The organism is Pedococcus sp. P2_F6, from assembly GCF_056403675.1.
In genome coordinates, this window is record NZ_JBFUEZ010000007.1 from 42,642 (window position 1) to 62,186 (window position 19,545).

The window sequence follows — 19,545 nt, forward strand, 5'->3', positions numbered from 1 at the left end:
GGCCGGAACAAGCGGTGTGCCGCGCGGCTGAGCCAGCCACGCGGCATACCTGCTGTTGGTGCTCCGTTGGTCGGTTTGCTCTGGTTCAGGCGAGCCGGCTGCGCTGGAGCAGTCGCAGTCCCACGAGGGCGAACGGCGAGAACCCGACGAGCACACAGGCTGCGGCGACGAGCGGGCTCGTTGCGCCGAAGACCGTCAGCCCCGCGACACCGGTGACGATCAGCCCCAGGGTCCACCAGCCAAGGACCCCCGCACGGGCCAGGCCCGCCAGCAGGAGCAGCGGCCCGACCAGGCTGAGCGGCTCGGTGCCGTCCCAGAAGGGCAGCAGCGACCCGGTCTTGAAGCCGCGGAACACCTCGACAGCCTGCTCGGAGCTGAGGTGCGTGCCGGCGGAGGCGTTCCACCAGTCGCTGAGGACCATCCCCGATACGTTCGCGAACCCGATGGCGGTGGCGAGGGCTCCCGCGACAGCGAGGCGCAGGCCGCGGGCGCCGCGCACCAGGCTCGGTCCGGCGAGGATGCCGAGGGCGATCACGAGGTTGCCGTAGTGCAGGAACAGCGCCGAGATCTGCGTCATCGTCGTGTCCCGCGTCAGCGAGGAGATGTAGTCGGCGTCGGCCATGCTCTCCTGCGGCGGAGAGGTGAACATGCCACCCGCCCACAGCAGGGGGCCTGCGACGAGGGCGATCCCGGCGGCGACCGCCATCGCGCGACCGGGCGCCCGGCGCGGGTGGTCGGCGGTGGTCTCGTCGCGGGTGGTGCGGTCGCGGGTGGTGTGGTCGCGGGTGGTGAGCGAGGTCCGTGGGGTCGTGGTGGTCACGGTGTGTCCTTTTCGTGAGGTGGCCCGTGGGCCGTCGCCGTCTCTCGGCGCTGCACCAACGGTCCCGGCGGTCCCCCTCAGCGCAGATCCGTCGAGGGGGACCGTCTTCGCCTCCCCCTCGAGGCGGAGCTGGACACGCTGCCGCTCCTCCTCAAGTGGGATACGCGTGCTCGGCGGGCGCCCTACTGTTTTCGCCATGTCTCGAGCCGCCGCCCTCCGCGACCACCGCGTGGTGCCCGTCGTGGCCGCGGTCGCCCTGGGCCTGCTCGGTCTCGTGGAAGCGTGGTCCGATCCCCAGTTCCGGCCGCACTTCGGCGTCCTCGCCATCGCGTCAGGAGTCATCGCCGCCGGCTTCCTGGTGGCCGTCCGCTGGCCGGTTGCCGGTGCCGTCGTGGTCGCCTGCTTCTATCCCGTCGCCACCCTGCTCGGCGCCCCCGGCCCGGGTGGCGCCGGCCTCATCGCCTCGCTCGTGGCCATGGCGTACGCCGGCTTCGCGGCATCCCCGCGCACGTCCCGCATCGCCGCCGTCGCCTCTGTGGGGGTGTTCATCACCACCGAGGCCCTGCGCAACGGCCTGGGCTGGGACACGGTCTTCTTCCCCGTTGTGTTCGTGCCGGCCTGGTGGGTCGGCACCCTGGTGCGGCGGGAGCGCGAGCGCAGCCGCCAGGTCATCGCCCTCGCCACGGAGCTCGACGCGCAGCGCGAAGCCAGCGCTCGCGCAGCGGTGGTCGAGGAACGAGCCCGCATCGCGCGGGAGGTCCACGACTCGGTGGCGCACTCGGTCAGCGTCATGACGCTGCAGCTCGGCGGTCTGCGGCGCCAGCTCGACGCAGTGCTGGTCGACCACCCCGTGGAGCGCGACGTGATGCTGGGGCTCGAACGGCTCGGCCGTCAGTCGGTCGAGGAGCTCCGCGCCACCGTGGGCATCCTCCGCGAGCCGGGTGATACCGCCACCGGAGCCCCTCCCCCTGCGCTGGCCCGGCTCGAGGACCTGGTCGGCGACGTGCGCGCCACCGGCCTGGACGTGTCCCTCGAGGTGAGTGGCCCGCTGGACGGGCTGCCCAAGGCGCTCGACACCGCGGCATACCGGATCGTCCAGGAGGCGCTCAGCAACGTCCTGCGCCACGCACCGGGAGCTCAAACTGTCGTACGGGTCGTCAATGACGGCAACGTGGTTCGCCTCACCGTGACCGACGACGGGCGGGGCTCCGGTCGCTCCGGTGTCACCGACCGGGACACCCCCACCACCGCGGACGGGGCGTACGGCGGCCACGGCGGCCACGGCATCGTGGGCATGCGCGAGCGGGTGGACATGCTCGGCGGGAGCATCTCCGTCGGGCCGGTGCCCGGCGGAGGGTTCGAGGTCGACGTGCGGCTGCCGGTCTCGCGGGAGTGGCAGTGAGGGCGGGGTCGTGAGCATCCGGGTGCTGCTGGTGGACGACGAGGCGATGGTGCGTGTCGGGCTGCGCATGGTGCTGAGTGCCGAGCCCGACATCGAGGTCGTGGGAGAGATCGGGGACGGTGAGGCCGCCGAAGCCGCCGCGCTCGAGCTGGCTCCGGACGTCGTGCTGATGGACGTTCGCATGCCCAGGCTCGACGGGATCGAGGCGGCTCGCCGGGTGATGGCCGCCCGGCCGCAGACGCGCGTGGTGATCCTGACGACGTTCGGCGAGGACGAGTACGTCGAGGGGGCGCTGCGCTCCGGCGTCAGCGGGTTCCTCCTCAAGGTGTCGCCGCCGGAGCAGCTGGTGGCAGCGGTGCGGACGGTCGCCTCCGGGGGTGGTCTGCTGGACCCGTCGGTGACGTTGCGGGTCATCGAGCGGTTCGCCGGCGCTCCCACTCCGCGGACCGTCCGCTCCTCGGCGCTGGACGCGCTGACCGAGCGCGAGCGCGACGTGCTGACCCTGATCGCGAGGGGACTGTCGAACGCCGAGATTGCCGCAGATCTCTACCTCGGCGAGGCCACCGTCAAGACGCACGTGTCGAACGTGCTGATGAAGCTCAGGCTCCGCGACCGGGTGCAGGCCGTCGTGGCTGCCTACGAGCTGGGCCTGGTCGCGCCCGGGGGCCCGGGCTAGTCACCACTGGCGGTCGGCAGCGGAGTTTCGGGCGAGTGGCCGAAAGTTGTGCCCCACCGGGCGGCGCGGGCCGGGAGTTTCGGGCGAGTGGCCGAAAGTTGGGCCCCACCGGGCGACAGATGCTGCGGAAGGGTGACGGCTAGGCGCTAGGGCACGGGGTGGCGGGCGTCGTAGCGGACGAAGCCCGGCTGCAACCGGCCCAGCACGACGATGGCGAGCACACAGGCGAGGCCGCCGACGACCGCGGTCATCGCCTCGCCGATTCCGCTGGCGAGGAAGCCACCCGCCATCTCACCCAGCCTCGGCCCGCCCGCCACCACGACGATGAAGACGCCCTGCAGCCGCCCGCGCAGGTGGTCCGGTGTGGCGGCCTGCAGGATCGTCGTCCGGAACACGGCGCTCACCGAGTCCGAGGCGCCGGCCACCGCCATGGCCACCAGCCCGAGCCACAGCGCCGCCCCCTTGGACATCACCCCACCGGCCGCCAGCATGGCGGCCCCGAAGCCGGCGATGGCGAAGCCCCAGCCCACGATCGACACCAGGATCGCCAGGCCCTGACGACGCACGTGTCCGAGCCGGCCGGAGAAGAACATGGCGACGATCCCACCCACCGCCGCCGCCGCCGACAGCGCCCCCACCGTCTTGGCCCCGCCTCCGAAGATGATTGCGCCGGCAGCCGGGAACAGCACCCGAGGCTGGGCCAGCAGCATCGCGCAGATGTCGGCGACGAAGGTCATGCGCACATTGGGTCGCGTTGCCAGGAAAGCGAATCCGTCGAGAACCGACCGCAGTCCGGGCCGGCTCGGGGCTGCCCCCTCCTCAGGCTCAGGGGGCAGGGGCTGCAGCCGGGCCAGCCCCCAGAGCGCGGCTGTCGTGATGACCGCGTCGGTCGTGTAGGCCGCCTTGAAACCGCCCCAGTCGACGAGGAAGCCGGCCATGAGCGGTCCAACGGACATCGACGCGTTCATCGCGAACACGGACAAGGCGTTCGCCGCCGGCAGCAGGTCGCGCGGCAGGATCCGCGGGTAGATCGAGGTGCGGGCCGGTGACGAGACCGCGAACGCGCCGTTCCACAACGCCACCAACGCATAGAGCACCCACACGTGCGTGTTGCCGAGCCAGGCCTGAAGCGCGCACAGGATGCTCGAGACGAACGCCACCGCCTGGGCGATGAGGCCGACGGTGCGCCGGTCGAAGTGGTCGACGAGCGTGCCGCCATAGAGGCCCATGACCACCAGCGGCACCAGCGCGCAGAACCCCACGATCCCCACCGCCGCAGTCGATCTGGTGATCTCGTAGACCTGCAGACCGATGGCCACGACAGCCAGCTGCGAGCCCACGTTCGAGAGGGTGAACCCGACATACAGCCGCCGGTATGCCGCGTGGCTCCGTAGCGGGGTCAGGTCCAGGAGCAGCGGCACGAAGAGACTGTATGCCGCGTGGCCACGCTCGCGGCGCCGGGTGCCGTAGCGTCGGGCCCCATGGACCCCCGCGCCCGGATCGCCCTGCTCATCGACGCCGACAACTCCTCGGCGACGAAGATCGACCTGATCCTCAACGAGCTCAGCGCCTACGGCGAGACCAGCATCCGCCGCGCCTACGGCAACTGGACCAAGGCCGGGCTGCGACCCTGGGCCGACGTGCTGCATCCACGGGCAATCCGGCCGATGCAGCAGTACGACTACAGCCGCGGCAAAAACGCCAGCGACATGGCGATGGTCGTCGACGCGATGGCGCTGCTGTACAACGACCACCCCGAGGCGTTCGGGATCGTCTCGTCGGATGCCGACTTCACACCATTGGTCATGCACCTGCGCGAGAAGGGGGCGGCGGTCTACGGATTCGGCGAGCGCAAGACGCCTGAGCCGTTCCGCTCGGCGTGCACCAAGTTCCTCTTCCTCGACCAGCTCGCTGAGCCCGAGGAGGTGGGCGACGCGACCGCAATCACGGACGCTGCTCCCAACGGCACAGTCCTCCGCGAACCCGAGCCCGAACCCGGAGCCACAGGCCCCGCGAGCAAAGCGACGGCCACCAAGGCGACAACGAAGAAGGCAGCCGTGAAGAAGGCTGCGGCCCTGCGCAAGGGCGCTGCGGCGCCGGCACGCAAGACGACGACCGAGCTGCGCCAGGACGCGGGCCTGGTGCGGCTGCTGCGCAATGCCGTGTCCCGGGCCGCCGACGACGACGGCTGGGCCAGCGTGGCCGAAGTGGGCAACCGCATCTCGAACCAGTCGTCCTTCGACTCCCGCAACCACGGGTACGCCTCGTTGAGCAAGCTGATCAAGGCGACTGAGCTGTTCGAGGTCCGCACCAACGGCAACGCGATGTCCGTCCGCGACAAGCGGCTGGCCAGGAAGGCCTAGACAGAGCCCGCTCCACCGTCGAACCCGCCGCCTGCGCGGCGGTCAGCCGCCTGCGGACCGCGCAGCGAGGAACGCGCGGAGGCTCTCGAGCAGGATGCTGCGCGAGGGGCCGATCCACGCGAAGTGGCTGAAGGCTCCAGTCTCGACCAGCGTGCTGCCCGTGATGGTCGCCTCGAAGTCGAGAGCGTGCGTGAAGGCCGCTCCCCCGTCCGTTCGCGACGCGGTGACCAGCGTGGGCACGCTGACGGAGCGCTGGACCCGCTCACGCTCGGACGAGGACGACTCGCGACCCTGGGCGACGTCGAGGACGAAGCCCCTGCCCGAACCCATCGACAGCAGGGTCGCCCGCGCCTGCTCGCGCTGCTTGGGCGACCACTCGTCGAACCACTCACGGGCGGGCAGCGTGGACAGCTCGCCCATCATGAGTCGCAGTCCCCGGTCGGTCCGCACCATCGCCCTGGTCGCGGCCCACGTGGCCCGCTCGACCCGAGGGCCGAACACCACCGTGGCCATCGCCCGGTCCCGCTTCGTGTCGGGGAAGACGAGCCTCGACGGCGCGCAGCTGTGGAGGACGAGGCGGTCGGCGAGCTCGGTGGCGACAGCCGTGGCGAGCGCCTGCAGCCCGCCGAAGGAGACACCGACGACCGCGTCGAACCGACTGACCCCCAAGGCCGCCGCCACGTCGACGACGGCAGGGACGAACTGGGCGGCGGTCAGGTCGCCGACTCCGGTCGCGCCGTACCCGGGCCGGCTGACCGTCACGACCTGGAAGCCGAGCTCCTCGTAGACGTCCTGCCCGAGCGGAGTCCTCGCCGAGCAGTGGCCTCCCGGGAAGAGCAGGACGTGCCGTTCCGCACTCCCCCGTTCGGCACTCCCCCGGTCTGCGCTGCCCCACACGGCCACCTCGACCGGCCCGAGCCCGGTCCGGACCAGCGTGGCACCCGGGGCGGCCGTCCTGTTCACACGGCGAGTGTGGCCCGGCGGCTGAGCAGACGACTCCGTCATCGGGTTGAACTCCGCCGGCCGCGGGCAGACAGGCACTCCGCCCCGCTAGTCGGCGACCTTGATGCCCAGCTCGGCGGCGAGCGCGGGCCCGAGGTCGATCAGCTGCAGCGCCGAGACGGTCGCGCCCCGCAGTCCCGACACACCACGCGGGCCGGCCACCTCGGCCCCGGTCAGGTCGACGTCCTTGAAGGTTCCCTTGGTGAAGTCCGGCGACACCAGCCGCGACCCCTCGAACGTGACCGAGGTGAGCGTGGCGTCGGCGAAGTCGGCCTCCACGAGCTGGCAGTCGACGAAGGCGACGTCGCGAAGCCTGGCCCCACGCAGGTTGAGGAACTCGATCTTGCAGCCCTCGAACCGCACTCGGGACAGCTCCGCCCCGTACATCGCCACGGCACCGAGCCGGGCTCCCTGCACGAGGCAGTCGCTCCACGACGACTCGGCGAGGTCGACGCCCGCTCCGTGCACGGCATACAGGCTGGACTCGGAGAACCGCGAGCGTGGGGCGCGCAGCTCGCTGAGGTCGCACCGCTGGAAGGTGCACTCGAGGAATCGCGAGCCGCCCGCCGCGGACCCGGTCAGGTCCTCGGTGAACACCTCGCCGTCGTAGTCGGTGTCGGCTGTCAGCACTGCGCCATAGTGGCCCATCACCCCGACAGTGCAGAATGAACCAGCCAGTAGGTAACCGGGCGCCACACCAAGGTCGCCCCACCTTCCCCCCAAGGCCGAGAGGACACCGATGTCCGACAGCGACTTCAAGCCGGGCCTCGAGGGCGTCATCGCCTTCGAGTCAGAGATCGCCGAACCCGACAAGGAAGGCGGCTCGCTGCGCTACCGCGGCGTCGACCTCAAGGAACTCGTCGGCACGGTCAGCTTCGGGCAGGTGTGGGGTCTGCTGGTCGACAACGAGTTCGACCCGGGACTGCCGCCGGCCGAGCCGTTCCCGCTGCCTGTGCACTCCGGCGACATCCGGGTCGACGTGCAGTCCGCGCTGGCCCAGCTCGCCCCACTGTGGGGCTTCAAGCCGTTGCTCGACATCGACGCCGCGCAGGCCCGTGAGGACCTGGCCCGCGCCTCGGTGATGGCGCTGTCGTTCATCGCGCAGTCCGCCCACGGGCAGGGGTCACCCATGGTGCCGCAGCGTCGCGTCGACGAGGGGCGCACGATCGTCGACCGGTTCATGATCCGCTGGCGCGGCGAGCCCGACCCCAAGCACGTCGAGGCGATCGACGCCTACTTCATCTCCGCCGCCGAGCACGGCATGAACGCCTCGACGTTCACCGCGCGCGTCATCGCCTCGACCGGGGCCGACGTGGCCGCGTGCCTGTCCGGCGCGATCGGCGCCCTGTCGGGCCCCCTTCACGGTGGTGCCCCGTCGCGCGCACAGCACATGATCGAGGGCGTGGAGCGCAGCGGTGACGCCCGGGCCTACGTCAAGGGTGTGCTCGACCGCGGTGAGCGGCTGATGGGCTTCGGCCACCGCGTCTACCGCGCCTACGACCCGCGCGCGGCCGTGCTGCGCGACACCTGCGAGCGCCTCGGCGCGCCTCGCTTCACGGTGGCCCTCGAGCTCGAACAGGCTGCCCTGGCCGAGCTGCGCGAGCGCCAGCCCGACCGGGTGCTGGAGACCAACGTCGACTACTGGGCCGCGGTGCTGCTCGACTTCGCCGAGGTCCCCGGCGCGATGATGACCCCGCTGTTCGCCGCGGCGCGCACCGCCGGCTGGTCGGCGCACATCCTCGAGCAGAAGAAGACCGGTCGGCTGATCCGGCCCAGCTCGCGCTACATCGGCGACGCTCCCCGCGGCCTGGAAGCCGTCTCCGGCTACCGCGCCTGACGCGTCGTCCGGCGGCGCGCCGAGCCTGATACGTGTTTGCAGAAAACGAAATGGGCCTGCACGAATGCGCAGGCCCATTTCGCATTTCACGGCGGGGTATGCCGCGTTGCTAGGCCAGCGGGCGGCCTACCGTGCCTTGGTGGTAGTCCGGGTGGTGGACCTCACGTCCCACGCCTCGGGACGGGATGAGACACTGACGCCGTGACCGACACTGCCGCCACCGCGACGCCCACCATCCCCGCCGACCTGCTGCCCAAGGACGGCCGCTTCGGCTCCGGGCCGTCGAAGGTGCGCCCCGAGCAGGTCGAGTACCTCGCCGGACTGGGCACCACCCTGCTCGGCACCTCGCACCGCCAGGCTCCGGTGAAGAACCTCGTGGGCGCCGTCCGTGAGGGGCTGTCCGACCTGTTCAGCCTGCCCGAGGGCTACGAGATCATCCTCGGCAACGGTGGATCGACCGCGTTCTGGGACATCGCGGCCTTCGGCCTGGTCCGCGAGCGCGCGCAGCACCTGGCGTTCGGCGAGTTCTCCGCCAAGTTCGCCAGCGTGACCAACAACGCTCCCTTCCTCGGCGAGTCCACGATCATCAAGGCCGACCCGGGCAGCCTCGCCACGGCCCGCGCCGAAGCCGGCGTCGACGTCTACGCCTGGCCGCACAACGAGACCTCCACCGGGGTGATGGCTCCCGTCAAGCGCGTCGAGGGTGCCGACGAGGGCGCGCTCGTGCTCATCGACGCCACGTCCGGCGCCGGCGGGCTGCCCGTGGACGTGGCCGAGACCGACGTCTACTACTTCGGCCCGCAGAAGTGCTTCGCGGCGGACGGTGGCCTCTGGCTGGCCGCCTTCTCCCCCGCCGCGCTCGCCCGGGTGGACGAGATCGCCGCGTCCGGCCGCTGGGTGCCCGACTTCTTCAGCCTGCCGACCGCCGTGTCCAACAGCCGCCTCAACCAGACCTACAACACCCCCGCGCTGGGCACCCTGGCCCTGCTGCGCTCGCAGATCGACTGGATCAACGGTCAGGGCGGGCTCGAGTGGGCCGTCAAGCGCACCGCCGACTCGAGCGGACGCCTCTACGACTGGGCCGAGCGCACGGCATACACCTCGCCCTATGTCACCGACCCGGCCGCCCGCTCGCAGGTGGTGTCGACGATCGACTTCGCCGATGAGGTCGACGCGGCCGCCGTCGCCAAGACGCTGCGTGCCCACGGCGTGGTCGACGTGGAGCCCTACCGCAAGCTCGGTCGCAACCAGCTGCGTGTGGCGACGTTCCCCGCTGTGGACCCTGAGGACGTGTCGGCCCTTATTGCGTGCATTGAGCACATTGTGGGCTGATTTACTCCCCAGTAAGCCCTCTGCGAACGACGCTCGCGCGTAACCTCGGCTCCAGACCCTCGTTGAACCTCACATAACCCCTGGGGTGGGACACCGCAAGGTGGACAACGATGTCGAGGAGCCGAACGATGACACGCACGACGCGACTGCCGTGGCGCAAGATCGCAGGAGGTGTGCCCGCGCTCGCCCTGATCGGCGCCGGAGTGGCGCTGGCGGCCACCGGTGGTCAGCCCGCGACCGACATCGTTGCCGACAACACCCCCGTCGTCACCGTGCCCGGCGAACCGATCACCGGCCTCGACGCCCCGCGGCTCCCCGAGCTGCCGGCACCCCCGGAGGCCGAGCCCACCCCGTTCGCCCAGTCGGCCGGCCTGCCTGCCTCGATGAGCGCCAACGGCATCCCTGCCGCTGCCCTCGAGGCCTACCGTCGTGCCGCCACGATCGTCGACGCCGCCGACGCCGAGTGCCGCATCGACTGGGCCCTGATCGCCGCGATCGGGAAGGTCGAGTCCAACCACGGCCGCTACGGCGGCAACGGCATCGACCGCGACGGCACCGTGCGTCCCGGCATCTACGGCATACCCCTCAACGGCCAGAACAACACCGCCGCGATCAGCGACACCGACGGCGGCTCGTACGACCGTGACGTGACCTGGGACCGCGCGGTCGGCCCGATGCAGTTCATCCCCGGCACCTGGCGCGTCGTCGGCGTCGACGCCAACGGTGACGGTCGCAAGGACCCGCAGAACATGGCCGACGCCGCCACGGCGACCGCGGTCTACCTGTGCTCGGGTCCTGGCGACCTCAGCACCGACTCCGGTGCCCGCTCGGCCGTGCTGCGCTACAACCACAGCGACGCCTACGCCGACCAGGTGCTGGCGATCGCAGCCGGCTACCGCGGTGGCTACACCGTGCTCCCGGGCTCCGACCTGTCCGAGGCGCAACGCAGCGGCTCGCCCTACCTCCCGTCCGGTGAACCCCAGACGATGGCGAGCTACGACCCCGCCAAGGCGTCACAGCCCGCAGCCTCGACCGCACCCGGCAAGGGCGGCTCGGCGACAGCGGCGAAGCCCGGTTCGGGTGGTTCGGCTGGCTCGGGCGGCGGCTCTGCCTCGCCGGTTCCGCAGCCCTCGTCCGGCGCTGCCGGTGGCGTCGTGGGCGCCGCGACCGGTGCCGTCGGCGGAGTGGTGGGGGGCGTCACCGGAGGCACTCCCGCCCCGAGCCCGACGCCGTCCCCCAGCCCGAGCAGCTCGACGCCCGCGCCGCTGCCCCTGGAGGTGCTGCCCGTCAACGGCAAGTGCCCCACCGGCTACGACCCGGTGGTCAACCTCCTCGGCGTCACGGTCCTCTGCAAGCTGCACTGAGTCCTCCGCACGCTGCACTGACCGGACCGCTCAGCACGCCCGGGGACGTGTTGTCGCCTGGTGGTCACCCGACCCCCACTTCGCCCCTCCCGTGACGATCCGCGCGCAACAAGTCCCGGCCGTCCGGACTTGTTGCCGCCAAGTGGTCACCGGACCCCCATTTCGCCCCTCCCGTGACGATCCGCGCGCAACAAGTCCCGGCCGTCCGGACTTGTTGCCGCCTGGTGGTCACCGGACCCCCATTTCAGCCCTCCCGTGACGATCTGCGCGCAACACGTCGGGAGCTGGGCGCGTGGTCCCCACACGGCATACCCCCCCGATCGGGCGGTCAGCGGAAGGTGCCGGCGAGGCTGGCGACGACTGCCACGGTGACCACGATGACGAGGACGGCGATAGTCACGCGCCGACGGAAGAGCGGCGTCACCGGACGGCCTCGGGGACGGGTTCGGAGACCTCGGGCTGCGGGAGCGTGCGGATCCTGATCCGCGGGCGACGCTGGGACTCGTAGGTCACCTGGACATTCTCGCGCCTGGCGGTGCGGATGGACACCGCCACCAGCATGAGCCCGACCGCGATGGTGCCGATGCCGATCGTCCAGCGCGGGCCCGCGACGTCACCGATCCACCCGATGAGTGGTGCTCCGAGCGGCGTGCCCCCCATGAAGATGGCCATGTAGAGCGCCATCACCCGCCCGCGCATGGCGGGATCCACGCTGAGCTGGACCATCGCGTTCGCCGTCGTCAGGGCCGTCAGCGCCGTGAGTCCCACGGGGATCAGGGCGAGGGCGAACAACGGGTAGGTCGGAGCGCTCGCCGCCAGCCCGCTCGCGATCGTGAAGCCCACGAGCGCGACGAGCAGGATTCGCAGCCGCGGCCTGGCCCGACGGGCCGAGAGCAGCGCGGCCGTCAGGGAGCCGATCGCCATGATCGAGCCGAGCAGGCCGTACTCCTGCGGGCCCTTGCCGAACTCCTTGGTGGCCATCAGCGCCGTGGTGATCTGGAAGTTCATCCCGAAGGTGCCGAGCACGAAGACCAGCGCCATCACGAGCTGGAGGTCGGGTCGGCTGCGCACGTAGGCGAGCCCCTCACGGATGGCGCCGCTGCCTCGGGCGAGGGCGGGCGCAGGACGCAGCTCGCCGACGCGCATCGATGCCAGGGCGACCAGCACGGCCACGAAGGTCAGCGTGTTGAGCAGCAGCGTCCAGCCCGTGCCGAACGCCGCGATCGTCAGGCCCGCGACACCGGGACCGACCAGCCGCCCGGCATTGAACGAGGCACTGTTGAGGGAGACCGCGTTCGCCAGCCGGTCACGCGGCACCATCTCGGACACGAAGGTCTGGCGGGCCGGGTTGTCGACGGCGGTGGCAATCCCGGTGAACAGCGCGATGCCGTAGACCATCCAGAGCTGGGCGGTCCCGGTCACGACGAGCAGACCGAGGGCAAGGGACGACAGCGCGAGCGACGTCTGGGTGACAGCCAGGATCCGCCGCTTCGGATAGCGGTCCGCGATCATCCCGGCCCAGGGGGCGAGCAGCAGGAAGGGCAGGAACTGCAGCCCGGTGACGATGCCGAGCGCCGTCGACGAGTGGTTGGTCAGCTCGGTCAGGACCAGCCAGTCCTGGGCGACCCGGCCCATCCAGGTGCCGATGTTGGAGATGAACGCACCCGTGGCATAGATGCGGTAGTTGCGGACGCCCAGCGAGGAGAAGGTGGGGCTCACTCGTTGGCCACCCGGGTGAGGATGGCCGACGCCTGCCGCAGCACGTCCTGCTCGGCGGGGGTGAGGTGGCCGACGCGCACCGACATCCAGGCGTCGCGCTTGCGGCGGATGTCCTTCAGCAGCGTGGTCGCCTCGCTCGTGAGCGACAGGATCACCTGGCGTCGGTCGGCGGGGTCGTCGGTGCGCGCGACGAGCCCGCGCTCGACGAGGGCCGCGACGGTGCGGGTCATGCTGGGTCCGCTCACCTTCTCGATCTCTGCGAGCTCACTCGGTGTGCGCGGCGCCTCCTGCAGGCGGCAGAGCACCGAGAACTGGTGCGGTGCAACGACATCCGTGCTCTCGAACCGCACTCGGCGCGAGATGCGCATGCAGGCGAGTCGGAGCTCGCCGGCGAGGGCATAGATCGCAGAAGGCGAGAGCCCGGCATCGCCAGCGCGGCGTGAGCGTGCGGCGGGTGGGGTCATCTGTTCCTCCTCAGGTCGATACTTAGCATAACTCATTACCTGTGCTAAGTATTTCGATCACCCTTCCGGACAGCTCCCAAGGCCCAGACGCAGGTATGCCGCGTGGCCCCCTCACGGGGCCACGCGGCATACCTGCTGTGGTCGGGGAGGGGTCAGCCGACGCCGAGGACCTCCTTGATCGGGGTGATCGCGAAGTAGATGACGAACAGGGCGGACACGGTCCACAGCAGCGGGTGGATCACGCTCGCCCTGCCACGCACCACCTTGATGAGGGTGTAGACGACGAAGCCCGCGCCGATGCCGACGGTGATCGAGTAGGTGAACGGCATCAGGACGATGGTGAGGAAGGCCGGGATGGCGATGTCGAGGTCGTCCCAGTCGATGCCCTTGACCTGCTGCATCATCAGGAAGCCCACGACGACCAGGGCCGGGGTCGCCGCCTCGTAGGGCACGACCTTCACCAGGGGCGCCAGGAAGGTCGCGAGCAGGAACATCACCCCGGTGACGACCGAGGCCAGACCGGTCCGGGCGCCTTCGCCGACCCCTGCCGCCGACTCGATGTAGGACGTGTTGGACGAGACCGAGCCCGCGCCACCGGCGATCGCGGCGACGGAGTCGACGAGCAGGATCTTGTCGGAGTTCGGCGGGTTGCCGTCCTTGTCGAGCAGGCCACCCTCGGCACCGACGGCGACCATCGTGCCCATGGTGTCGAAGAAGTCGGCGAGCAGGAGCGTGAAGACGAGCAGCAGCGCCGCGACGAAGCCGAGCTTGTCGAACGAGCCGAGCAGGTTGAAGTTGCCGAGCAGCGAGAAGTCGGGGACGTCGACGATCTGGTCCGGCAGCGCGGGGACGTTCAGCCCCCAGCCGGCCGGGTTGACGAACTTGCCCGTGTTGTCGAACTGGCCGCCGATGTTGCCGATCGCCTCGACGATGATCGCCAGGACCGTGCCACCGAGGATGCCGTAGAGGATGGCAGCCTTCACCTTGCGGACCATCATCACGATGATCGCGAGCACGCCGATGACGAAGACCAGCAGCGGCCAGCCGTTGAGGTTTCCGGAGATGCCGAGCTCGACCGGGACGGGCCCGACGCCGGTGCGGCGGACGAACCCGGCGTCGACGAGACCGATGATCGTGATGAACAGGCCGATGCCGACCGAGATCGCGGTCTTGAGCTGGGCCGGGATCGCCCGGAACACAGCCTGGCGGAAGCCGGTCAGCACGAGCACCAGGATGATGACACCCTCCATGACGACCAGGCCCATCGCGTCGGCCCAGGTCATCTCGGGCAGCTTGGCGATGCCGAACGTCACGAACGCGTTGAGCCCGAGACCGGTGGCGAGGGCGAGCGGGTAGTTCGCGACGACACCCATGAGCAGGGTCATCACGCCGGCGCTGAGCGCGGTCCCGGCCGCGACCAGGGTCTGCGCCTTGACGATGTCACCGCCACCGAGGAACTGTCCCGAGCCATCCTGCTGGGTGCCGATGATCAGCGGGTTGAGGACAACGATGTACGCCATCGTGAAGAACGTGACGAGCCCACCGCGGACCTCGCGGCTGAGGGTGGAGCCACGCTCGGTGATCCGGAAGAAGCCGTCGAGCCCTCCGGACGACGGGGACTTCGGGGACGGGCGCTGCGGTGCCGCAGACTTCGTGGTGGGCTTGGCCATGGGCAGCAGAGTAGGGCCTGACTGTCACGTCGTCGTGAAAGATAGGCTGCCCGGCATGAGCGAGTCGCACCCCACCCCCGACGGTCCCGGTGAGGAGCTGCAGCCGCTGGCCGTCAGCACCGCCCGGATCGTCGTCTGGGCGCAGCTCGGCTGGGTCCTCGCACTGGCCGTCATCCTCGCCGTGCCGGCCCTGCACGAGGGCGAGCGCGACTGGTGGCCGTGGGTCCCGGTGGCCGGCATCGTGCTCGGGCTGATCGGCTTCTCGTACGTGCGCCGCGGTCGCGGCAACGCCGCCGGCGCCCAGTAGCCGGCCGGCGCCTCAGTCAGACGAGGTCGTAGGCGATCTCGTCGATGATGGGTTGGCCGACCGGCATGGGTTCGGCCGGCTCGGCGTCGACCTCGGAGTGGGCGCCGCAGCCGTGGTCAAGACTTACGACGCGACCGTCGGAAGGTGACCAGGCGTTGGCGCACACGCCGAAAAAAGACCGGAGTGCACCCGCCATCGGGAGGAAGTAGCCGCAGGTCGAGCACGGTGCGGGCGCCTTCTCCGCGACGTCGGCGTGAGGGCCGTTCTCGCCCTCGTACCACCGCTGCGCAGCGGCCTCGCGTCCCTCGGCGGACAGGACGCGCTTGCGGCCCAGACCCAGCTCGTAGGCCGCGAGCTCGTCGACCTCCTCGTCGCCGGTCGCCTCGAACCCGGGTTCGAGCAGGGGGTCGTCCTCCTTGTAGGGGAGCACGTCGCCGGCGCTGAGGTCCCCGGGAGCCAGGCGCTCGGCATACGGGAGCCACTCGGGCGACAGCAACGCGCCCTCGCCGGGCACGAGGTTCGTCTCGCACACGGTCGCGACCTTGCCGCGCGGCACGCGGGCGACGGTGATCGCCCAGCGCCAGCCCGGGTAGGCGCCTGCCTCACACGCGAAGAAGTGCGTGGCCAGCCGCTCGTCCTCCATCTGCATGCCGAGGTGCTCGCCGACCGTGCCCCGCTCCGCGATCGACTCGGCGGCCTCACGGGCGACGGCGACAGCCTCGGCGGCGGCCAGGACGGCGTCGTCCTTGGTGGCCATCAGGGCTCGATCTGGTCGGCGAGGAACCGCAGGACAGCGGCCAGCTTGGTGGCGTGGTCCTTCTCGGGCCGACGACCGCGGCGCAGCGCGTTCGACGAGTTGTCGAGCAGCTTGATGGCGTCCTCGACCAGCGGGGCGAGGTCCTCGGGGGACTTGCGCGACGCCTCGCGCTTGCCGGCGGTGACCGTCGGCGCGGCTTCGAGCAGCGTGACGGCGAGCGCCTGGGTGCCGCGCCGCCCCTCGGCGACGCTGAACTCCACCCGCGCGCCGCCCTTGAGCGTCGCGACGCCCTCGGGGAGGGCGTTCGCGTGCAGGAACACGTCGCTGCCGTCGTCGTCGGAGATGAAGCCGAAGCCCTTCTCCGCGTCGTACCACTTGACCTTGCCTGTAGGCACTTGTCTTCCTCTTGCCTCGAAAAGTTTTGGGGGTGCGCCAATGCGCACTTCAAAGGCTATCGGGTGGGTCCAAATCCTTTCTTCGGTATGCCGCGTGCTCACCGCGTGCTCGCCGGTGGCCGCCTGCCCGACGAGGCGCCGGACGACGGCCCGGATAACCGGTGTCGGGCTGTCGGTGGAGTGCGGGAGGATCGTCCGGTGAGTGAGTCGTCCACGTCGAGCCAGCCCGGGTTGCGCCAGTTCTGGGCGGAGCTGCCGGTCGAGGGCCGGTGGCTGCTCTCGACCGTGGCGGTGCAGACCCTCGGTCGCGGGCTGACGCTGCCGTTCACGGTGATCTACCTGCACGAGGTCCGAGGCATCTCGCTCGACCTGGCCGGCCTGCTGATGGCGTTCATCGCCCTGGTCGCACTCGTCGTCACGGGGCCGGGTGGCGCGTTGACCGACCGGCTCGGGGCGCGCCGGATGCTGCTGTGGGGCACCGGGGCCCAGATCGTCGGCTGCGTGATCCTCGCGTTCGCGACCACCCCGCTCGTGGTGGCGCTGGCCTTCGTCTTCCTCGGGTTCAACTTCGGGGTGTCCTGGCCTGCCTTCAACGCCCTCGTCGCGGCGATCACGACCGGGAGTGCGCGTCAGCAGTACTTCGGGATCAACTTCGCCCTGGTCAACCTCGGCATCGGACTGGGCGGGGTGATCGGCGGCCTCTACGCCGACGTGGCCAACCCGTCCACGTTCACCGTGATCTTCCTGGCCGACGCAGTGTCGATGCTGGTGCCGATCGGGCTGCTCCTCGGGCCCCTGCGCCACGTCCACGGTCGCGCCGAGAAGCCCGAGGGCGAGACGGCAGCGGCGGGCTCCTACCTCACGATCCTGCGCAACCCCGCGGTCGTGTGGGTCACGCTGCTGACCTTCCTCGGGGTGTTCATCGGTTACGGCCAGATGGAGGCCGGCTTCCCCGCGTTCGCCCGTCAGGTCAGCCAGGTGTCGACGAGCGTCATCGGGTTCGCCTTTGCCGTCAACACGGCCGTCATCGTCGGCCTGCAGTTCTACGTCCTCAAGCGCATCACCGGACGCAGGCGTACTCGGGTGCTGATCGGCATGTCTGCACTGTGGGCCCTGGCGTGGGTGGTCCTCGGGCTGACCGGGTTCGCTCCTGGGAGCGTCGCGGCTGCGGCCGGCGTCCTTGCCTTCCACGCGACCTTCGCCCTCGGCGAGACCCTGCTCCAGCCGACCATCCCGGCCATCACCAACGACATGGCTCCCGACCACCTCCGCGGCCGCTACAACGCCGTCAACGCGGGCGCCTTCCAGGCCGGCACGATCCTGGGCCCCGTGGTCGCCGGCTTCATGCTGAACCACCGCTGGTCGGCGGCCTTCATCGCCATGATCGTCGTGGGGTGCGCGCTCATGGTGGTGCTGGCCTTCGCGGTCGAACGCAGGATCACCCCGCTCGTCAACGGCCTCGAGGAAGATCCGGCGCCCACGGGTCCACACGGTCTCCAGGACGATCCTGCGCCCACGGGTCCAGCAGCGGGCGCAGGCGCCGTCAGCTGAGCACGGCTGGCTCGATGCCCCACTGGGCCGACCAGGACTGACCCGGCTCCAGGACGACCAGTCCCTCGCCGGAGTTGAAGGCGTTCGCGGGGCACGACATGGGTTCGACGGCGATGCCGCGGACCCCGTCGACCCCGGTGTCCCGGCCCTTGGCCGTGAACACCTGCACCCAGTTCAGCGACTCGTCGCCCCACACGGTCACCTCGCCGTTCTCGAGCCCGCCGACGACGACCTCCCAGGCTCCGGAGGTCGTGGACCGCGACAGGTCGGTGAACGCGGTGTCCAGCTCGGTCGCGCCCAGCTCGCGAGCAGTCCGGAAGTCCAGATCGGGACCCACGGGTGCGGTGCCGGTCGGGATCAGCCGGTCGTCGACCAGCACCTCGCGGGCTGCGGGAATGGCCAGCTCGACCTCGGCCAGCGGAGTGTCACCGAGGGCGATGTAGGGGTGCGCCCCGAAGCCGAACGGAGCCGCAGTCGCGCCGACGTTGGTGGCGTGGACGCTGACGGTCAAGCCCTCCTCGTCGAGGACGTAGTTGACGCTCAGGTCGAGGATGCCGTCCCAGCCGGGCTGGGGGTGCAGTCGGGTCCGCACGGTGAGCGCCGACCAGTCGTCGTTGTGCCAGTGCAGCTGCCAAACGGCCCACCGGACCAGCCCGTGGTTGGCGTTGCGCAGGACCGCCTCGGTCAGCCCGAGCTGGTGGTCTTCGCCGGCAAAGGAGTACAGCCCGTCGCGGATCCGGTTCGGCCACGGCATCAACACCTGACCGCGGCCGGCGCGGCATACCTCGTCGTCCGCGTAGCCGGCCACGATGTCGGTGCCGTCCACGCGGTAGGTGCGCAGGCCGCCACCCACCTCGACGACGGTCGCCTCCTGCCGTCCGCGCCGAAGGGTCCACTGCTCACCACTGGGAAATGTCACGTCGCCCACGCTAGCGGCGGCGTTACGCGCGGGCTCGTCCGAGGGACGCGGACGATCAGTTGCGGGTTCCGGTCACCAGGACCGCCTTGGCACCGGTCTTCTCGGCGACCACGAGGACCGAGTCGCCGACCTGGACGGTGGTGGCCCGGCCACGGGTGTCGGCGCCGACCGCATAGGTGGCGCTGAAGTTGTCGGCGCTCTTGACCGTGATCGAGGTGGAGCTGGCCTTGGTCACCTCACCGCGCTGGAGCGTCATGACGGTGGTCTTGCCGTTGTCCTCGAGGGTGAACTCGCCGTGCTGGACGTTGCCGAGCCCCATCGCCTCGCGCATGAGAGGACCCAGGCCGTTGCCCATGCCGTTGCCCATGCCGTTGCCACCCTGCCCGTTGCGCTGTCCGCGCGGGGCCTCGGGCGCCTTCGGGAGCCGGTCGAGCTTCTTCTGCTGCCCGGGCGGGAGCACGCGCCCGTCCCCGACTCGCTCCATCCGGTTCGCGTGGCCGTCGTGGCCGATGGCGCGCACGGCGACGAGTCCTGCCACGCCCACGAGGGCGAGCACCATCAGGGCGACGAGGCAGCCGGCCACGATCACGGCGATGGTCCCACCGGTCGTGGACGTCGCCTGACGCCACAGACCCGGTCGTCTCGGCGGTGGACCGCCGGGCGCGTAGCCACCCGGGGCTCCCGGACCGCCGTGCCCGGCCCCAGCGCCACCCGGAGCACCCGGTCCGGCAGCACCGGCTCCTTCTGCCGCGGAGACGGCGGGCAGTGGCTGGGTGGGCGCGGGAGGCACGCTCGCCGTCTCCGGTCCCGGACCCGGCGCGACAGGATCCCCGGGCTGCTTGGCTGCCCCCTTGGGCGTGCGGGGCTTGGTGGGTTCGGTGGGCTCAGACATGGTGCGTCCTCTCGTTGTCACAAGTGTGCAGGTCAAGCCTGTGCGTGGCATGGGAAACGGCTGAGAGTCCGGAGG

19 protein-coding genes are annotated in these 19,545 nt (G+C 70.7%); 8 read left to right on the forward strand and 11 right to left on the reverse strand.

The window, feature by feature from the left end; translation table 11 throughout:
- Positions 1 to 85: 85 nt before the first annotated feature.
- Positions 86 to 820: a hypothetical protein gene (locus AC1DWP_RS17660; protein ID WP_477615797.1), complete on the reverse strand. Its 735-nt coding sequence runs from the start codon at positions 818 to 820 to the stop codon at positions 86 to 88.
- A gap of 196 nt (positions 821 to 1,016) precedes the next feature.
- On the opposite strand from AC1DWP_RS17660, the gene AC1DWP_RS17665 reads away from it, so the two are divergent.
- Together AC1DWP_RS17665 and AC1DWP_RS17670 are read left to right on the forward strand one after the other, a co-directional pair.
- Positions 1,017 to 2,222 carry a sensor histidine kinase gene (locus AC1DWP_RS17665; RefSeq protein ID WP_477615798.1) on the forward strand — a complete coding sequence of 402 codons (1,206 nt, stop codon included), beginning with the start codon at positions 1,017 to 1,019 and terminating at the stop codon, positions 2,220 to 2,222.
- A 10-nt stretch (positions 2,223 to 2,232) separates the two neighbouring features.
- On the forward strand, positions 2,233 to 2,898 hold the full coding sequence (locus tag AC1DWP_RS17670; RefSeq protein WP_477615799.1) for a response regulator: 666 nt from the start codon (positions 2,233 to 2,235) through the stop codon (positions 2,896 to 2,898).
- A gap of 146 nt (positions 2,899 to 3,044) precedes the next feature.
- Here the strand turns inward: AC1DWP_RS17670 and AC1DWP_RS17675 are convergent, their stop codons facing one another.
- Positions 3,045 to 4,319 (reverse strand): MFS transporter, encoded by a 1,275-nt coding sequence (locus AC1DWP_RS17675; RefSeq protein ID WP_477615800.1) that lies wholly within the window; start codon positions 4,317 to 4,319, stop codon positions 3,045 to 3,047.
- Between the two features lie 60 nt (positions 4,320 to 4,379).
- Here AC1DWP_RS17675 and AC1DWP_RS17680 point away from each other — a divergent pair, with 60 nt between their 5' ends.
- Positions 4,380 to 5,261, forward strand: a complete 882-nt coding sequence (locus tag AC1DWP_RS17680) for an NYN domain-containing protein (RefSeq protein WP_477615801.1) — start codon at positions 4,380 to 4,382, stop codon at positions 5,259 to 5,261.
- A 42-nt stretch (positions 5,262 to 5,303) separates the two neighbouring features.
- Here the strand turns inward: AC1DWP_RS17680 and AC1DWP_RS17685 are convergent, their stop codons facing one another.
- Both AC1DWP_RS17685 and AC1DWP_RS17690 read right to left on the reverse strand, forming a co-directional pair.
- A complete protein-coding gene (locus AC1DWP_RS17685; protein ID WP_477615802.1) occupies positions 5,304 to 6,224 on the reverse strand; it encodes an alpha/beta fold hydrolase in 921 nt (306 codons plus the stop codon).
- 87 nt (positions 6,225 to 6,311) lie between these two features.
- Complete coding sequence (locus tag AC1DWP_RS17690) at positions 6,312 to 6,911, reverse strand: pentapeptide repeat-containing protein (RefSeq protein WP_477615803.1); 600 nt, start codon at positions 6,909 to 6,911, stop codon at positions 6,312 to 6,314.
- Positions 6,912 to 7,002: 91 nt separating this feature from the next.
- On the opposite strand from AC1DWP_RS17690, the gene AC1DWP_RS17695 reads away from it, so the two are divergent.
- The 3 genes from AC1DWP_RS17695 (at position 7,003) to AC1DWP_RS17705 (ending at position 10,796) form a co-directional block, all read left to right on the forward strand.
- The gene (locus AC1DWP_RS17695; protein WP_477615804.1) at positions 7,003 to 8,100 is read left to right on the forward strand and encodes a citrate synthase 2; all 1,098 of its coding nucleotides are present in this window, start codon (positions 7,003 to 7,005) and stop codon (positions 8,098 to 8,100) included.
- Positions 8,101 to 8,301: 201 nt separating this feature from the next.
- Positions 8,302 to 9,432: a phosphoserine transaminase gene (serC, locus tag AC1DWP_RS17700; protein ID WP_477615805.1), complete on the forward strand. Its 1,131-nt coding sequence runs from the start codon at positions 8,302 to 8,304 to the stop codon at positions 9,430 to 9,432.
- 128 nt (positions 9,433 to 9,560) lie between these two features.
- Positions 9,561 to 10,796 (forward strand): lytic transglycosylase domain-containing protein, encoded by a 1,236-nt coding sequence (locus AC1DWP_RS17705; protein WP_477615806.1) that lies wholly within the window; start codon positions 9,561 to 9,563, stop codon positions 10,794 to 10,796.
- Between the two features lie 420 nt (positions 10,797 to 11,216).
- On the opposite strand, the gene AC1DWP_RS17710 is transcribed toward AC1DWP_RS17705, so the two are convergent.
- The 3 genes from AC1DWP_RS17710 to AC1DWP_RS17720 form a co-directional block, all read right to left on the reverse strand.
- On the reverse strand, positions 11,217 to 12,515 hold the full coding sequence (locus AC1DWP_RS17710; RefSeq protein ID WP_477615807.1) for an MFS transporter: 1,299 nt from the start codon (positions 12,513 to 12,515) through the stop codon (positions 11,217 to 11,219).
- On the reverse strand, positions 12,512 to 12,979 hold the full coding sequence (locus AC1DWP_RS17715; protein ID WP_477615808.1) for a MarR family winged helix-turn-helix transcriptional regulator: 468 nt from the start codon (positions 12,977 to 12,979) through the stop codon (positions 12,512 to 12,514). Before AC1DWP_RS17715 ends, AC1DWP_RS17710 begins: the two co-directional genes overlap by 4 nt.
- 152 nt (positions 12,980 to 13,131) lie before the next feature.
- Positions 13,132 to 14,649: an NCS2 family permease gene (locus tag AC1DWP_RS17720; protein ID WP_477615809.1), complete on the reverse strand. Its 1,518-nt coding sequence runs from the start codon at positions 14,647 to 14,649 to the stop codon at positions 13,132 to 13,134.
- A 55-nt stretch (positions 14,650 to 14,704) separates the two neighbouring features.
- Between AC1DWP_RS17720 and AC1DWP_RS17725 the strand changes: the two genes are divergently transcribed.
- Positions 14,705 to 14,956, forward strand: a complete 252-nt coding sequence (locus AC1DWP_RS17725) for a DUF2530 domain-containing protein (protein ID WP_477615810.1) — start codon at positions 14,705 to 14,707, stop codon at positions 14,954 to 14,956.
- Positions 14,957 to 14,972: 16 nt separating this feature from the next.
- Here AC1DWP_RS17725 and AC1DWP_RS17730 read toward each other — a convergent pair whose 3' ends face one another.
- On the reverse strand, positions 14,973 to 15,713 hold the full coding sequence (locus AC1DWP_RS17730) for a DUF3027 domain-containing protein (RefSeq protein WP_477615811.1): 741 nt from the start codon (positions 15,711 to 15,713) through the stop codon (positions 14,973 to 14,975).
- Positions 15,713 to 16,108 carry a cold-shock protein gene (locus AC1DWP_RS17735; RefSeq protein WP_477615812.1) on the reverse strand — a complete coding sequence of 132 codons (396 nt, stop codon included), beginning with the start codon at positions 16,106 to 16,108 and terminating at the stop codon, positions 15,713 to 15,715. The genes AC1DWP_RS17730 and AC1DWP_RS17735 overlap by 1 nt, the downstream gene beginning before the upstream one ends.
- 198 nt (positions 16,109 to 16,306) lie before the next feature.
- On the opposite strand from AC1DWP_RS17735, the gene AC1DWP_RS17740 reads away from it, so the two are divergent.
- A complete protein-coding gene (locus tag AC1DWP_RS17740; RefSeq protein WP_477615813.1) occupies positions 16,307 to 17,659 on the forward strand; it encodes an MFS transporter in 1,353 nt (450 codons plus the stop codon).
- Here the strand turns inward: AC1DWP_RS17740 and AC1DWP_RS17745 are convergent.
- Together AC1DWP_RS17745 and AC1DWP_RS17750 are read right to left on the reverse strand one after the other, a co-directional pair.
- Positions 17,652 to 18,578, reverse strand: a complete 927-nt coding sequence (locus AC1DWP_RS17745) for an aldose 1-epimerase family protein (RefSeq protein WP_477615814.1) — start codon at positions 18,576 to 18,578, stop codon at positions 17,652 to 17,654. The genes AC1DWP_RS17740 and AC1DWP_RS17745 overlap by 8 nt on opposite strands.
- A gap of 55 nt (positions 18,579 to 18,633) precedes the next feature.
- Positions 18,634 to 19,470, reverse strand: coding sequence for a hypothetical protein (locus AC1DWP_RS17750; protein ID WP_477615815.1), 837 nt, complete (start codon positions 19,468 to 19,470; stop codon positions 18,634 to 18,636).
- Between the last annotated feature and the right edge of the window lie 75 nt (positions 19,471 to 19,545).